Source organism: Lacinutrix neustonica, assembly GCF_026625145.1.
Taxonomy (GTDB): Bacteria; Bacteroidota; Bacteroidia; order Flavobacteriales; family Flavobacteriaceae; genus Lacinutrix; species Lacinutrix neustonica.
Genome location: NZ_CP113088.1, coordinates 3,112,494 through 3,127,974, shown reverse-complemented (window position 1 = coordinate 3,127,974; position 15,481 = coordinate 3,112,494). Strand labels below are relative to the sequence as shown.

Annotated in this window: 14 protein-coding genes and 6 pseudogenes; 12 read left to right on the top strand and 8 right to left on the bottom strand. The window is 36.7% G+C overall.

Annotation, left to right across the window (positions count from 1 at the left end):
* The first annotated feature begins 16 nt into the window (after positions 1-16).
* The 10 genes and pseudogenes from prs to N7U66_RS16870 all read left to right on the top strand — a co-directional run bounded on the left by prs (position 17) and on the right by N7U66_RS16870 (position 7,765).
* Positions 17-574, top strand: coding sequence for a ribose-phosphate diphosphokinase (gene prs, locus N7U66_RS16915; protein WP_267676215.1), 558 nt, complete (start codon positions 17-19; stop codon positions 572-574).
* Positions 575-618: 44 nt separating this feature from the next.
* The gene (locus N7U66_RS16910; RefSeq protein ID WP_229719336.1) at positions 619-1,215 is read left to right on the top strand and encodes a hypothetical protein; all 597 of its coding nucleotides are present in this window, start codon (positions 619-621) and stop codon (positions 1,213-1,215) included.
* Between the two features lie 6 nt (positions 1,216-1,221).
* A pseudogene (locus N7U66_RS16905) lies at positions 1,222-1,516 on the top strand (phosphoribosylpyrophosphate synthetase).
* A gap of 18 nt (positions 1,517-1,534) precedes the next feature.
* A pseudogene (locus N7U66_RS16900) lies at positions 1,535-3,652 on the top strand (copper-translocating P-type ATPase).
* A complete protein-coding gene (locus tag N7U66_RS16895) occupies positions 3,653-4,102 on the top strand; it encodes an MFS transporter (RefSeq protein ID WP_267676214.1) in 450 nt (149 codons plus the stop codon).
* Positions 4,098-4,868 carry an MFS transporter gene (locus N7U66_RS16890; RefSeq protein ID WP_313791540.1) on the top strand — a complete coding sequence of 257 codons (771 nt, stop codon included), beginning with the start codon at positions 4,098-4,100 and terminating at the stop codon, positions 4,866-4,868. Before N7U66_RS16895 ends, N7U66_RS16890 begins: the two co-directional genes overlap by 5 nt.
* Before the next feature lie 64 nt (positions 4,869-4,932).
* Entirely contained in the window at positions 4,933-5,784 is an 852-nt protein-coding gene (locus N7U66_RS16885; RefSeq protein WP_267676213.1) for an RteC domain-containing protein, read from the top strand.
* A 293-nt stretch (positions 5,785-6,077) separates the two neighbouring features.
* A complete protein-coding gene (locus tag N7U66_RS16880; protein ID WP_026754847.1) occupies positions 6,078-6,362 on the top strand; it encodes a helix-turn-helix domain-containing protein in 285 nt (94 codons plus the stop codon).
* Between the two features lie 3 nt (positions 6,363-6,365).
* Complete coding sequence (locus tag N7U66_RS16875) at positions 6,366-7,118, top strand: hypothetical protein (RefSeq protein WP_267676212.1); 753 nt, start codon at positions 6,366-6,368, stop codon at positions 7,116-7,118.
* Positions 7,102-7,765, top strand: a pseudogene (locus N7U66_RS16870) (ATPase). The gene N7U66_RS16875 and the pseudogene N7U66_RS16870 overlap by 17 nt, the downstream one beginning before the upstream one ends.
* 24 nt (positions 7,766-7,789) lie before the next feature.
* On the opposite strand, the gene arsB reads toward N7U66_RS16870, so the two are convergent.
* From arsB to N7U66_RS16835, 7 genes and pseudogenes are all read right to left on the bottom strand, one after another.
* On the bottom strand, positions 7,790-8,836 hold the full coding sequence (arsB, locus tag N7U66_RS16865) for an ACR3 family arsenite efflux transporter (protein ID WP_267676211.1): 1,047 nt from the start codon (positions 8,834-8,836) through the stop codon (positions 7,790-7,792).
* A gap of 1 nt (position 8,837) precedes the next feature.
* Entirely contained in the window at positions 8,838-9,218 is a 381-nt protein-coding gene (gcvH, locus tag N7U66_RS16860) for a glycine cleavage system protein GcvH (protein WP_267676210.1), read from the bottom strand.
* An 11-nt stretch (positions 9,219-9,229) separates the two neighbouring features.
* Positions 9,230-10,003, bottom strand: coding sequence for a metallophosphoesterase family protein (locus tag N7U66_RS16855; RefSeq protein ID WP_267676209.1), 774 nt, complete (start codon positions 10,001-10,003; stop codon positions 9,230-9,232).
* Between the two features lie 20 nt (positions 10,004-10,023).
* Positions 10,024-10,491, bottom strand: a complete 468-nt coding sequence (locus N7U66_RS16850) for a DUF6428 family protein (protein ID WP_267676208.1) — start codon at positions 10,489-10,491, stop codon at positions 10,024-10,026.
* A gap of 173 nt (positions 10,492-10,664) precedes the next feature.
* Entirely contained in the window at positions 10,665-11,138 is a 474-nt protein-coding gene (locus tag N7U66_RS16845) for a hypothetical protein (RefSeq protein ID WP_267676207.1), read from the bottom strand.
* 67 nt (positions 11,139-11,205) lie between these two features.
* Positions 11,206-11,539: pseudogene (locus N7U66_RS16840) on the bottom strand (ArsR/SmtB family transcription factor).
* Between the two features lie 162 nt (positions 11,540-11,701).
* A complete protein-coding gene (locus N7U66_RS16835) occupies positions 11,702-12,325 on the bottom strand; it encodes an N-acetylmuramoyl-L-alanine amidase family protein (RefSeq protein WP_267676206.1) in 624 nt (207 codons plus the stop codon).
* 189 nt (positions 12,326-12,514) lie between these two features.
* Between N7U66_RS16835 and N7U66_RS16830 the strand changes: the two are divergent.
* Positions 12,515-12,803, top strand: a pseudogene (locus N7U66_RS16830) (hypothetical protein).
* A gap of 19 nt (positions 12,804-12,822) precedes the next feature.
* On the opposite strand, the gene N7U66_RS22670 reads toward N7U66_RS16830, so the two are convergent.
* Positions 12,823-13,005, bottom strand: a complete 183-nt coding sequence (locus tag N7U66_RS22670) for a hypothetical protein (RefSeq protein WP_390886589.1) — start codon at positions 13,003-13,005, stop codon at positions 12,823-12,825.
* Positions 13,006-13,076: 71 nt separating this feature from the next.
* Here N7U66_RS22670 and N7U66_RS16820 point away from each other — a divergent pair.
* Positions 13,077-15,479 (top strand): annotated as a pseudogene (locus N7U66_RS16820) (TraG family conjugative transposon ATPase).
* The last annotated feature ends 2 nt before the right edge of the window (positions 15,480-15,481 follow it).

Sequence of the window (15,481 nt, the reverse complement as noted above, 5' to 3'; positions counted from 1 at the left end):
CGGTTTCTTCGGAAAATTGATTTCAGGTTTTGCCGATAGCATTACCACGGTTGACCCTCACTTGCACAGAATTAGTTCATTAGGAGAAGTGTATCAAATTCCAAATAAAGTAATTCACGCTGCCGATGCTATTTCAGATTGGATAAAGGAAAACATCGAAAACCCAGTACTTATCGGTCCCGATTCTGAAAGTGAACAATGGGTTTCTGAAGTTGCTAAAAATGCAGGAGCACCATTTATAGTATTACAAAAGGTGCGTCACGGTGACCGTGATGTAGAAGTCTCTGTTCCTGATGTGGACAAATACAAAGATGCCACACCTATTTTGGTAGATGATATTATTTCTACGGCGCGAACGATGATTGAAACCGTGGTGCATTTGAAAAAAGCAGGGATGAGACCACCTATATGTGTTGGTATTCACGCCGTTTTTTCAGGTAATGCCTATCAAGATTTGTTGGATTCCGGAGTAGAAAAGATAGTGACCTGCAATACCATTCCGCATCCGTCCAATGGCATAGATTTAAGCGATATACTGGCAAAAGAGGTAAAGAAATTAATGCACCATATATGAGAAGTCGAATCTTCATAGTACTGATTATTTTATTCAGCATCACAATGACTGGACAAACTGAAATGCTTATTGGGCAGATTTCAGGCAGATTGGTCATTCGTGAGAATTTTGATGAAAAAGGTGCTTTTCTCAATAAACAAACTTTTGAAGCTGGTAAAACAATAGAGAAAAATGGATACTATGAAATTAAGGTGGTTACGGAATTGTTTGATAAAGACAAAATAGCGACCGATAAATACACCACAACCTATCGCTGTAAGCCTGATGAAGCCAGTATAATGGTAATGGCATTTCCATTTTCAAACCCAAAATCAAAAGAAACCGAAATTAATACAACTTCTAAAAAATTTAAAGAACTCTACGACTTGAAAAATCTTGAAAATATAGAACTGGAAATGAGTTTTGATTCGGGCTTGTTGAATTTTTTTGGCTCAAAAAGTACCATAAAAATTTACGACCGAAAATTTAATAATAGCGAAAATAATATTAATTCAAAAATTAACATTAAGGCCTATGCCTTGGGAATTCGCATTAAGCAACTCAATTATACTGTTAACGAGAAATTAAATGCACAAGGTCTATTGACCTTTCAAAAATTTACCGAAGAAGACAACAGTTATTTTACAATGACTTATAAATAAAAATAAATGAAAAATTATGACACCCTTTCAGAAGCTATTAACGATTTGCAGACAAACGAATACCCTTATGATTTCAACTTAAAACCTGAATGTCTCGGAATGTGCTTCCCTGAAAATTGAGATTCGACCAGAAGATTTTAAAGTGGATAAAATATATCGCTTTGAAGGAATGAGCAGTACCGATGATAACAGCATTTTATATGCAATATCTTCCAAAAAAGGACTTAAAGGTCTTTTAGTAGATGCTTATGGCGTCTATGCCGAAAACATATCGGAAGCAATGAGAAAAAAATTACGATAACACTTAAACAATACTATAATGGAAAATCACGAGCAGCACAAAAACAACGAAATGGACCATTCGAAAATGGATCATTCTAAAATGAACCACGAAAAAGAAGATCATTCCAAAATGGATCATTCCAAGATGAGAAATGGAGGTGGAGACCATTCGGGTCATAATCCGGGTCACGGACAAATGGGTCACGACCATCATAAAATGATGATTGCAGACTTTAGAAAACGGTTTTGGGTAACACTCGTGCTTACCATCCCCATATTGTTCTTCTCACCAATGATTCAAGAATTTTTTGGTTATGAATTTTTACTTCCAGGAAATCCATACATCCTTTTTGCACTTTCCACTGTTGTATATTTTTATGGTGGTTGGCCTTTTCTTAAAGGATTTGTTTCCGAAATAAAGAATGGTGCACCTGGTATGATGACACTTATATCTATGGCAATAAGTGTCGCCTATTTCTACAGTTCTGCAACTGTCTTTGGTTTACGAGGAGTTGACTTTTTCTGGAGCTGTCAACACTAATTGCTATTATGCTTGTTGGTCATTGGATAGAAATGAAAAGTGTATTAGGCGCTTCAAAAGCATTACAACTTTTAGTTAGTATGATGCCTGCCGAAGCTCACAGGGTAAAAGGCGACACTATTGAAGATATACCACTTGAAGATTTGTTAAAAAATGACGTGATTTTGGTAAAGCCAGGAGAGAAAGTTCCAGCTGATGGTATCATAGTAGAAGGTTCAAGTTATTTAAACGAATCAATGCTTACAGGGGAGTCCAAGCCTGTAAAAAAAGAAGAAAAGGATAAGGTAATAGGTGGTTCAGTAAATGGCAATAGCACTTTAAAGGTAAAGGTGGAACATACAGGAAAAGACAGCTATCTCAATAAGGTTATTACGATGGTTGAGGAAGCACAAAAGACCAAATCTAAAATGCAAAACCTTTCCGATAGGGCAGCAAAATGGTTGACTTATATAGCTTTGGCTATTGGTTTTGGTACGTTGGCAGTTTGGCTGATTTTAGGCTTTCCGTTTGTGTATGCATTAGAAAGAATGGTTACCGTTATGGTCATCGCTTGTCCACACGCATTGGGTCTTGCAATTCCTCTTGTAGTTGCCATTTCTACTGCTGTATCTGCACAAAATGGATTATTAATCCGTAATAGAACTGCCTTTGAAGAATCACGTAAGATATCCGCCTTACTATTTGACAAAACAGGGACTTTGACCAAAGGGGACTTTGGCGTTACTCGAATCAAATCTGTAAATGCGTCCTATTCAAACGATGAAATCTTAAGACTGTCAAGTGCGTTGGAACAAAGTTCAGAACATCCAATTGCTGTTGGGATTATTAAAAAAGTTAAAGAAGACAATATTACAATCCCAAAGCCTGAAAACTTTAATGCGATCACTGGTAAAGGTGTAGAGGCAAATGTAGAAGGAAAGCAAGTAAAAGTGGTTAGTCCTGGTTATTTAAGGGACGAAAAAATAACTATTCCTGAAGATGCTTATAGTGACGCTGCTGAAACTGTTGTATTTGTATTAATTGAAGGACAACTAGCAGGATACATTGCGCTTGCTGATGAAATAAGACCTGAATCTGCGGAAGCTATAAAAATATTTAAAAAGAATAATATCAAAGTTTTGATGGCAACTGGGGATAACGAAAAAACAGCCAAAGCTGTGAGTGAAAAATTAGGGTTGGATGGCTATTATGCCGAAGTGCTACCGCACCAAAAAGTAGAAATTGTAGAAGAGTTGCAAAACAAAGGAGAGTTTGTGGCTATGACTGGAGATGGCGTAAACGATGCGCCCGCACTTGCCAAAGCTGATGTAGGAATCGCTGTTGGTTCCGGTACTGATGTAGCCGCCGAAACAGCCGATATTATATTGGTAAATAGCAATCCACAAGATATTGCAAACCTAATTTTGTTCGGAAAGGCTACGTACAATAAAATGATTCAGAACCTAATATGGGCAACTGGGTATAATGTGGTGGCCATTCCATTAGCTGCAGGTGTTCTATACTCTTACTGGCTTTGTTTTAGGACCAGCTGTAGGAGCGGTATTTATGAGTTTGAGTACAATTATAGTGGCTATTAATGCGCAATTATTGAAGCGAAAAATCGGTAAAAAATAAATGGATAGAAAAGAAAAACTCAACAGGATATTTTTAATTCTATTGAGTTTGTTTGTAGTGATGTTGGGCTATGGTATATTATTGCCAACCCTTCCTTACTATACCGAAAGATTAGCTTTAAAAGACAATCTTGACACCGACCTTATCAATTTCCATATTGGATTGCTCACAAGCATTTATCCATTTTTTCAGTTACTATTCGTAGTGGTTTGGGGAAAACTATCGGACAGATACGGCAGGAAACCTATTATCATTTGTGGACTAATCGGTTTTGTAATTATGCAATTACTTACTGGCCTAGCCACATCCTTGACAATGCTATATATTGCTCGAATTTTTGGTGGAATTTTTACGTCATCAGTTATTCCAGTTAGCAATGCATATTTAAGTGATATTACATCTGAAAAACGTAGAACAAAAATAATGGCCTGGTCTCGGTGTTGCCATTAGCTCCGGTGTTATTTTCGGCCCTGTCATTGGCGGCTTTCTGTCCCAAACTGATATTCATATAAAATATACAATAGGCCTGCTACATTTAGACCGATTTTCAGTGCCCTTTTTTTTCGTTGCACTACTAGGATTGATTGTCCTTTTGGTTGTGATGAAATGGTTAAAAAACACCGCTCGCGTACATAAGTTCACAACACGAAAAGTGAGTTTGCGGTTCACATTTACTAAATATTTTATCGTATTACTAGTGCTATCGTTTGTTATCCAATTTGTGGTGACGCTATTTGAAACTGTCTTTTCAATCTACGGAAAAGATGAATTAGGATTTAATAGTAATCAAGTTGGTATTGGTTTTATGCTATGTGGTTCAATAATGGCTGTTTTACAACCTGTGTTCGCTACTTATGGAGAGAAGTTTTTATCAACAAAGAAACAAATTGCTTTAGGGTTACTAATATCTGGTTTATCCTTGATTGCCTTTCCATTTTTTAACAATGAATTTTTAGTCTATGGATTAATCGTTGTTTTTGCTGCTGGAGGCGCTATGGTAACACCAAATTTGCTCTCTGCGGTTTCATTAATATCAAGGAAAAATACTGGCAGGAATATTTCTATTCAGAGTTCGACCAATAGTATTGGTCAGATTCTAGGCCCCGTTTTAGGAACTTGGCTGATTGCAGGCGGTTTTTACTATCCTTTCATAATTGCTGGTAGCATTGTTTTGCTCGCTATTGGTTGTCTGTTCTTTTTTAAAAATCCCCCATAAAAAGATATAACATACAAACATTACTTATTGATAATTAACCCAAATCTAAAGCCCCAAAAATATTTTGCATAAGTTAATTCATATAATACTAGACAATTACAAAGAGGAAATAAAAGTAGTTGAGGAATCTAATCTAAACGATTTCAACAATGTTGAACAAGGTATTTCTATTTCAAGACAATACTTGCAGAAATTACGCATCTGTGTAAGGGAAAATGAATTCGTAGATAAAAAGAATGAAATAATTTTCTTTAAAAAGCATAAACCCTACATCTATAGCAGACTGAAATTTTATGCCAAACTCTACAATTTCTTGATAAATAGACCTGCGGGAACAATAAAATCTCAACAGGAATTTATTGATTCAGAAATAAATAGGCTACAAGAAAGTAATCGACGGAATATAGATTTCATTAAATATTATAGAGAGGATTCTGAACTTCCGGATGAATTCTATTTTCTGCGAGGAAATGATAAAATTAGCTTGGTATCAAACACTTCTCATTTTTATACAGATGCTGAATTTTCCACAAGCCACGATAATGCAATTGCCAAAATTATGGCCTATGACCTATTAATAAGCCATTACGTTGAAGAGTTAAGTAATTTAAGGGATTTGTCATACGGCATACCGAATAAGCTGAATACTCTATCAAACGGTGAGCGACTTGGTTGGACTGCTTCAAAAACAGACCTAATTGAGTTAATTTATGCATTACAGGCATCCGGCGCAATAAAAAGTGGTACAGCTGGTATTAAAGAAATGGCATCAGCTTGTGAAGATATTTTTGAACTTAATCTTGGTAACGTTTATAGAACTTTTCTCGAAATAAGAGAACGGAAAATCGACCAAACCAAGTTTATTGATAGACTAAAAGCAACACTTTTAAGGCGAATGGAAGAAACGGACGGTTGATATTTTCATTTTTAAAAATGTTAAATTTCTTCCCAAGTTGGGTCTTACTTGGGAAAAAATAAAATTAATTTTATCTATTATCATTTGGCATAGATGATTTTAAGTGACACCTCTAAATCAAACCAATTTAAACCATTGAAAATGAGTAAATAAAAACACCCTACTTGGGTACAACTTGGGATTAAAATCCAATAAACCATCCCAAATTTGTAGAACGAAAGTCAAATCAGGTCAGGGACTATCAAATTAGTTGAAATCGATACGATAGTCCCTTTCTTTAAAACCGTTCTATTATGCCAGCAAATATTATTACCACCGACGACCTTCGAGAATTTAAAATGGAATTGCTCGATGACATCAAGAATCTTCTATCTAAACAAGCAACTGGAAAACTCAAGAAATATTTAAAATCTTCCGAGGTAATGGACTTGCTTCAAGTCAGTCCAGGTACATTACAGAATCTTCGCATCAATGGAACGTTGCCATACACAAAAGTTGGGGGCATTATCTACTATGATGCAGAGGAAATTCAAGGTGTAATGAACTCAAATCGAGTGCAGCACAAGCAAAATTCTTAAAAGATGAACTATATAAAGCTACTAAATGCGGCTTTTGAAAAGTTCTTTTTTGATGACCGCCTCAATCCAACGCACATAAGCCTATATATGGCGCTGTTCCAAGAATGGAACAGTAGTCGGTTTGCAGATGAGTTCTATGTAAACCGTCGCGAATTAATGCGCGTTGCCAAGATTGGTTCAAAATCCACTTATCATAGATGTGTGACAGACCTCGATTCTTGGAACTATCTATCCTACTTCCCTTCTAACAATCCCTACAAAGGCAGTAAAATCAAGATGTCCATTATTGGGACAAGTGATGAACCTGTTACGGGACAGTACAATCCCATATTAGAACAGCTTGCGGAACAGTACCGTCCCATACGTGAACCAGTAGTGTACCAACACCATCCCAATAATGGACAAGCTGTGGACTCGCACCGTCCCATAGGTGGACAAGCATTGGTATCTACTATAAACAATAACAAACAAGAAAACAATATAAAACAACCAAAGGGCTGGCAGGCCGTTTTTATTTTTTTTGAAGAAAAAGGTTTTGATGCTGATGAAGCAAAAAAATTCTTTGAGCATTACCAAACTCGTAACTGGCAAACAAGCGATGGAAAAGAAATTCGAGATTGGCGAGCCGTAGCCATCAATTGGATGGACAGAACTGAAATATTCGCCGAGGAAAAAAAATCAAACAAAAAACAAGTGTCCCAAATCAAGGACAACTTGCGAACCACTAAAAACAAAGATTATGGACAACCCCTCTAAAATAACCGAAGGTGGCGTGGAATATTCGCTTGGAAAATTTGATGGCAAAAGCGTCCTCTACGATTTTCCAAAAATATTGATTTACCTGAATGCCAAAGGCAAACTTTTGTTTGGCGAAAAGTTCAGGATTTATGATGAGGACAAGGATATTCTGCTGAAGCTCTGTTCCTATTTCATCAAGGACAAGGATAACTGTGAGATTTATGGCATTGACATTGACAAAGGCATCTTGCTTTCTCGGACCAGTAGGTTGCGGAAAAACCAGTTTGATGAAATTGTTGCGCCATTTGGTGCCATTGCAACGACCTTACGAAATGATTCCCTGCCGGAACGTAACCTTCAGTTTTAACCATCTTGGCTTTAAAACAGTTGAAGAATATGGTAACACAAAGTTTTATTGTTTTGATGATTTGGGCGTGGAACCGTCCGGCAGATTTTACGGTAAGGATCTTAACGTGATGGGCGAAGTGCTTTTATCTCGATACGAGCTATATTTGCAAACCAAACATAAAATTAAAACACACGCCACAACTAACCTGAATGCCGAGGAACTGGAAGAACGCTATGGAAACCGAGTTCGTAGTCGAATGCGAGAATTATTTAATTTGATTGCTTTTGATACAAAGGCTGGGGATAAGCGGAAATGAATATTTACCTATCCCTTTAACAACTTAAACCTCGATTTTACCATAATATTTTTTCCGCAGCCAAAAGGAAACCCGAACCAATAGTATTAACGCTGGAACTTCCACTAAAGGTCCAATAACACCAGCAAAAGCTTGTCCTGAGTTCAACCCAAAGACTGCGATGGCAACGGCAATCGCTAATTCAAAATTATTTCCTGCGGCAGTAAATGCAACTGCTGCTGTCTTGTCGTATTCTGCACCTGTTGCTTTGGTAAAGAAAAAGCCGATGATAAACATTAACGTAAAATAGATGAGTAGAGGAACTGCAATAATCACTACGTCCATCGGGATTTCCACAATCAGTTCGCCTTTTAGCGAAAACATTATTACTATGGTAAACAAAAGTGCAATCAATGTTATGGGCGAAATTTTCGGAATAAATTTATTTGTATACCAATCTTCGCCCTTTAGTTTTACTAAAATTAGTCTGCTCAATATTCCCATCACAAAAGGAATACCTAAATAGATAGCTACACTTTCAGAGATAGTGCCAATTGAGATATCCACAATAGCACCTTCAAATCCAAAATAAGGCGGAAGCACGGTTATGAAAATCCAAGCATAAAAACTATATGCAAAGACTTGAAAAATACTGTTCAAAGCGACCAGACCAGCACCATACTCGCTACTTCCTTCAGCGAGGTCGTTCCATACCAAGACCATAGCGATACAACGTGCCAAGCCTATTAGAATAAGTCCAACCATATATTCGGGATAATCACGTAAAAACGTGATTGCCAAAACAAACATCAAGACAGGACCAATTACCCAATTCAAAATAAGGGATATGGAAAGGATTTTTGTGTTTTTGAAAACTTTAGGCAAGAGCGCATAATTGACCTTAGCCAAAGGTGGATACATCATCAATATTAAACCGATTGCAATCGGAATATTGGTTGTTCCGCTACTGAATGAGTTTATGATATTTGGAAATGTTGGGATAAAATATCCAATCCCTACACCTATTGCCATTGCGACAAAAATCCATAGTGTAAGGTTTCTATCGAGAAAGCCTAATTTCTTCTTAGCCATATTATTTATTTATTGATTTTTGATAAGCCTCGTGGCTCAAAAGATTTGAAAGCTCGTTCGGGTTACTAACTTTCATTTTGACCATCCAACCTTCGCTAAAAGGTTTTTCATTTACAAGTGTTGGGTTTTCAAGTAGATTTTCATTAATGGCCGTAACTTCGCCCGAAAGTGGCATAAATAAATCACTTACCGTTTTAAGCGCCTCGACAGAACCAAAAACTTCGTCCTGTTCAAACTCATCGCCCACGCTTGGTAAGTCAACATAGACTATCTCGCCAAGTTCACTTTGGGCAAAAGTGGTAATACCAATAGTTCCGGTATCGTTTTCAATTTTTATCCAAGTGTGCTCTTTGGAAAAATATAGATTGTTAGATGCTTCCATAGTTGCAAGGTTTAATATCCGTTTCTTAAATTATCAGCATAGCTGTTGGGTAAAATACTGTCTTCGACCGCCTTTGCCGCTTTCTCGATATCGTATTCAAACTTTACGAATTCTACAGAAATACTGTCCTTATCTTTAACCGAAGCATTCTCGTTGATATCTAAAATGATGTAACTACCTCGATTATCGCTGTCTTTGGGTTTGCCAATTGACCCGATATTGATAGCGTGCCGAAAATGTGACGCACTTTCATCTGCCGAATCGAAAGTTCTGTGATAAGGTTTATGGGTATGACCAAAGCACATCACATCGGCATCGGCTTGTTCCATAATACGAATCATACTTTTCTCTGCTCTGTCTTCAAAAAGATATTCATTTATTTTTCGTGGACTTCCGTGTACCAATAGCACATTCAATCGGTCTTCATTCAATTGAAATTCTAATTTGATATGGGCTGGAAGTGTTCTCAGATACGCTCTGTTTTTATCATTAACCAATTCGTTGGTCAAAGAAATTGAAACCTTCCCATTTGCTTTTTCTTCATCAGTTTTATATGCGCAACCGCAATCATTGCTTCTCCTGCCAATACCAAAGTCATAATTGCCAGCGATGGTCGGTATTTTTCGCTTTCTGATTTCCTCGATGACCTCATTGGGCCAAACGTTATAGCCCACCAAATCGCCAAGGCAGTAGATGGCATCGTATTCCCTGTTTTCCAAATCTTTAAAAAATGCTTGTAATGCAGGTAAGTTTGAATGAATATCGCTGAATAGTATTATTTTCATTGTGAAGTTTTTTTAAAAGTTTAGCAACAACCACTTCCTGGTGCGCAAGAAGTTGAAGTTTGAATTTCAGATAATTTCATTTTTGGTTTTTCCGTTGGAATGCCACATTGGTCTTTGGCCAAACAGTCCGTTTGTTTGGTCGTCAACAGGAAATTGTTTCCGTCGAAATCGAGTCCAAATTTACCGATGGTCTCGGCCTGGTATTCCACTTCAATTTCTAAGTCTTCGATACCCAATATTTTCTCTGAAAGCTCAATGATGCTCAATAGCTTTTCCGGATGCAATCTGTGGTCATAATCGTTTGCGTTCCACAGTTGAAAATTGGCAACTTCCTCTTTTCTTTCAGTTCCGCCACAATCAATGAAATGTTTTGTGATTTTGCCCACTTCGGTAACGTGGAAGTGATTTGAAACCAAATCGCCATTTGGTAGTTGGAAGGCGATTTTATCCAACTGCGTAAGTTGGGCTTTGATTTGTGATAATTTCATAAAATTAATTTTTATTGTTTTGTTTGCAATAGATTGTTTATTCGTGTTGCCATATAGAGCATTTCTTTTGGAATGCTTGATGTATCTGAAAAAAGTAATTCAATGTTGTTTTTAGTCTCGTCGTCAGATAAGTTTTCCGAGATATATATTGAAAGTAGTCTCGCTGTTTAAATTTAAAGATTTAAAAGATTTTGGATATACGGTCCAATTACGTGAACCGAAGCAATCTTATAGGACATTGGGTTTTCCCCGCGCGTATTTCTTATGCTGAAACCATATTCCTTTAATTCCGCAAGTTTTGGCATAGGTTCAATCTTGGGCGAGAAGCCTGCGGATTGGATATTGAATATATCGCTATGTCCATAATATAGCATACCTGTTTGAAGCCATATCATTGCAAGTTGGCTAATTTCTTGATTGGTCTTATCAAGAAATAGCACGTCAAGCTTGGTGCTGTCTTCTAACTTTTTGAATACTAAAAAACTAACCTGGTCAAGATACTTTAGCCTGTCCATTGGGATTTCAGGGAATGTATCGCCAATTTCAACCACGGATTTTTGAATTTTACTCTTGAGCGTTTGTGCCTGAATTACTTGCTGAAAGGAAAGCAAAACTACCACGATTGGGATTGCAATTTTTGATTTCATAATTATAAAATGATTAAATTTATATATTCTTTTATCGCAATAAAACGATTAAATTGTTTAAATTTTTTTAGCAGCATTCATCTTTTGGCAACAAGTCCTGTCCTAAAAATTCGGACATAATCTCTTTCATTTCCGTCCAGTTTTCGGTGTCTATGCAATAGCAAACACTTGTTCCTTCAACTGTTCCTTTTATCAAGCCTAAATATTTTAGTTCCTTCAGGTGTTGTGAAATTGTCGGTTGTGCTAAACCGATTTCCTTTACTAAATCGCCACAAAAACAAGCATCAATTTTGAAAAGATGTTGCAGGATTGCCACTCTCGGCGGGATGTCCAAATGCTTTTGCAAAAACCGAAATTTGGTTTTGCTGGTCTGTGAACATTTCCGTTTTGGCTAATCCCATCGTGATTTATATTAATTCATTGCAATATTACGATTAATATTTAAATCGTCAAAATTATTTTATCGCATTAAATTCTTAATCTCTCTGAAATAAGCAAAAATAAGTTGCTTTATGCTTCTAATAATTTCGATGAATAGCTCTTTCATAACCTCATTTTTTAATTTATAATTTCTTTAAAATTGATAGCGCAATGGCGAGAACATTTTCTTTTTTCATTAAATACTGAGCTTCATCTACATTGCTTAAAAAGCCCAATTCTATTAATATAGCAGGACAATATTCTGTCGTTTCCCTCAGCACCTGAAAGTTTGCAAACTTCACACCTCTACTTTCATAGCCTATTGTTTCACAAAGGACTCTTTCAATTTTATAGCCTGCAAATACCGATGCTTTTGAGAATTCCTTTTGTTTTCTTGAAACATAAACCTCTATCCCTCTCGCATTTGGATTTTCAGAGTGGTTGCAATGCAAGGACACAAATAAATTCGCTTTTAATGCTTTGGCCAGCTTAGTTCTTTGCGATAAAGAAATTAGTGTATCATTATACCTGGTTAAATAAATATCCAAAGGCTTTTCCAATTCATTATTTAACCTCAAAATTTCATTTGCAATGGACAAAACAAAATCCTTTTCTTGGATGCCATTTATGCCAATTGCACCAGCATCTTTTCCACCGTGTCCAATGTCAATTACTATTTGTTTTTGAGCATCCGTTTCTTGTCCAAAAATGACACACATTTTTAGAAGCAAAATCACAAAACTGACGTTTTTGAGCACTTTTTTCATTTTCAATTTTCGGGTTATCAACAACTTCACTTCAAAAATTCATAGAATTTGATGTCAAATAATAGCAACGGAATTCAATCAATATCAAATAATATTTTATTCACAAATATTTGATTTTCAGGTATTTATGTTCAAATATATGTAAATTTCCAATAACGAAAATGAACTAAAAATTTAAACTTTTCCGTTATGAAAAAATCACACTATTTAGCATCCATTCTTTCGCTATTATCCACTTCGCTTTTTGCTCAAATTGGTGGCATTGAAGATTCGGTCGATGATGTTTCCAACACCATCCGAACGATTTTCCCAATCATATTAGGGGTCATTTTCCTCATTGGTTTCCTGTTCAACGCAGGACATTTCTTTGGGGAAAATGCTGACCTAAAAAAAGGGATAACCGGGAGTTCTTGTATTTGTTTTGATTGCAGGCGCAGTCGTAGGCATCTTCACATATTTAATAGGAATCGTAGTGTAACGATGAAACGGTTCGAGGTCTATAAAAACATTAGAAAACGGGCAGTCATTTTCGGGCTGCCCATTTCCCTATTTGCGCTAATGATGGTTTCCATTCTTGCATCGCTGTTGGTCATCATATTCTCTTTCAGCTTCGGGATGATTATAGGGATATTAATTTTCAATGCCGCATTATATGTTGCATTGACAAGAATAACCCACAATCCGCAGCTTTTCCAAATGACAAAAGCCTTTCCACAAATCATTAGTAACAAAAGAAATTCTGGCTTTGATTATGAACAAGATTAACCTTTCAGCATATCAACCCATCGTGGATATTCAGGACAATATCGTATTTGCCAATAATGGCAACGTTATTTTATGCTATAAAGGGAATTTACCGTAAATCTATTCACTGTCCGAAAAGGATTTTGAGGATATGCACGGTGCTTGGTTTCAGGCTTTAAAATCGCTTCCGGTTGGTACTGTGGTTCATAAACAGGATATCTATCTGAAGAAATCATATACCTCACAGCAACTTCCGAATACAACCTTTTTAGAAAAAGCAACCCACGAGCATTTTAAAGGACGTGAACATATTGAACACAGCTGCTATTTGTTCTTTATACTGACTAAAAACAAGGCACTTAACAATCCTAAATATGTCAATCCGTTCCGAAAAGTTTCAAAAGGAATTGTACAAGAACTGAATGACAACATTAAAAGCTTCGTCAACTCGGTAAGTGACTCTGTTTCCTTTATAAACAATAGCCGAAAAATGGCGTTCCTTCCGCTTAAAGCGGAAGAGATTCAGAAACTCACAAGTTCCTATTTCAACGGTTTTAACGAGGGCTTCGATACTGACATAATACTAGATAAGAAAAGCGTCAATATTGGCGAAAACCATTTTGATGCCCTGGCCATCAATAGCGAACTGTGCTTTGGCGAAAGTGTACAGAGTAGCAAAACCAATGAGAAATTCACTTCTGACGATTTTGTGTTTCATCAAGGGTTTATTGATGGCTTAGGGCTTACGCTTAATGAAAACCACATTGTCAATCAAATTTTGTATTTGGATGACAAACAAAAGTGGCGCAAACTGCTTGATAAAAAAATCGAGGAACTGAACAAAAGTTCCAATTTTGGTTCTCAGAACAAAGTAGTACTTGGCAAAATCCAGCACATCCTCGACCAAATAAATGCCGATGATAATGCCCGGATCATCCGTGGTCATCTCAATATTGTCTATTGGGCAAAGGAAGCCAAAGAGCTCGACAAGATAACCTCAAAAATAAAGACTGAATTTAAGGAATTGGATATCATCCCCTATTATCCAAGAGGCGAAGAACGTAAAAATTACATACTAAATAGTTACTGCTGCTTCTCGTCCAATTTTTCAAATAATGATTTATACGTTACTGATTTAAAACACGCACTTTGCCTGTTCATCAATAATACCAACTACAAAAGCGATGCAACTGGAATCATCTTCAATGACCGTGAGCATAACATTCCCGTTTTAAAGGATGTTTGGGATGAAAAGAAGAAACGAATTAAGGCAAGGAACTTTGCGATTTTTGCGCCAACAGGCGAAGGCAAATCCTTTTTGGCCAACAACATTTTACGCCAATATTTTGAAAGTGGCGTTCGTTTGGTCATCATTGATTTAGGTGGTTCTTATACCAAATTCGCTAAACTTTACCCTGAAAAATATACGGTGCTTCGCTACGAAAGCGGAAAGAACTTGGGCATCAATCCATTCTTTATCAGCAATCAAAATGACCTCACACCAGAACGATTGGAAGACTTATCAGTTTTCCTATTTGAATTGTTTGCTTCAGACTTAAAGGTCACGAAAGCACAATCAGTTTCGGTCAAAAAGATATTGCGCCATTATTACGATAGTACTTCAGAAAATCATTCGTTAGATGGTTTTTACAGCTTTATAGAAAGAAATCAGAAAGACCTTCTGAACAATCTAAAAATCCATCCCGACTACTTCAATGTCACGAGCTTTTTACACGTAATGTCCGAGTATGTCGGCGATGGTCTATATAGTTTCCTTTTTGAAGTAAGCGAAGATCAGACCTATAAAATCGAAGACAAACGATTGATTGTGTTTGAACTCGATGAAGTAAAAGACAATAAGGAAATCCTGTCGGTAATGTTGAAGCTAATTAAGTCCGCCATCCAAAGAACGATTTGGAAAAACAGAGCTGAGAAAGGCATCATACTTTTTGATGAGTTTGCCAAACAACTGAAGTTTGAAAACGTCCTAGAAAGTGTCGAGTTCTACTATCAGGCAATACGTAAACAGAACGGTGCTATCGGCATAATTCTTCAGTCTATCAATCAGCTTCCGAATAATTCTACATCGGCAAGCATACTGGAAAACACACAGGTCATATACAGTCTAAACAATGAAAAGGGTTATGATGAACTGGTCAAAAGGTTGAACCTGTCAAGCCACGACCTTAATCAACTAAAATCCATCAAAAACAATCTTTCCGGACCAAGGAAGTACACTGAAATGTTCATTAAGATTGGAAAGGAAAGTAACATTTTTCGGCTTGAAGTTCCGAAGGAAGTCTATGCGGCTTACCTGACCGATGGACAGGAAAACGAAGACATAATGAAGCTCTACGAAGAGCATCACGATATGCAAAAAGCAATAATTCAATTCACATCTAAAACATAATA

What these genes read in the sequence shown, in the direction of transcription:
- gcvH (WP_267676210.1), bottom strand. Translation starts at nt 9,218, where the DNA reads ATGGAAGCATCTAACAATCTATATTTTTCCAAAGAGCACACTTGGATA.
- N7U66_RS16910 (WP_229719336.1), top strand. Translation starts at nt 619, where the DNA reads ATGACTGGACAAACTGAAATGCTTATTGGGCAGATTTCAGGCAGATTG.
- N7U66_RS16845 (WP_267676207.1), bottom strand. Translation starts at nt 11,138, where the DNA reads ATGAAATCAAAAATTGCAATCCCAATCGTGGTAGTTTTGCTTTCCTTT.
- N7U66_RS16850 (WP_267676208.1), bottom strand. Translation starts at nt 10,491, where the DNA reads ATGAAATTATCACAAATCAAAGCCCAACTTACGCAGTTGGATAAAATC.
- N7U66_RS16835 (WP_267676206.1), bottom strand. Translation starts at nt 12,325, where the DNA reads ATGAAAAAAGTGCTCAAAAACGTCAGTTTTGTGATTTTGCTTCTAAAA.
- arsB (WP_267676211.1), bottom strand. Translation starts at nt 8,836, where the DNA reads ATGGCTAAGAAGAAATTAGGCTTTCTCGATAGAAACCTTACACTATGG.
- N7U66_RS16880 (WP_026754847.1), top strand. Translation starts at nt 6,078, where the DNA reads ATGCCAGCAAATATTATTACCACCGACGACCTTCGAGAATTTAAAATG.
- N7U66_RS16875 (WP_267676212.1), top strand. Translation starts at nt 6,366, where the DNA reads ATGAACTATATAAAGCTACTAAATGCGGCTTTTGAAAAGTTCTTTTTT.
- N7U66_RS16855 (WP_267676209.1), bottom strand. Translation starts at nt 10,003, where the DNA reads ATGAAAATAATACTATTCAGCGATATTCATTCAAACTTACCTGCATTA.
- N7U66_RS16895 (WP_267676214.1), top strand. Translation starts at nt 3,653, where the DNA reads ATGGATAGAAAAGAAAAACTCAACAGGATATTTTTAATTCTATTGAGT.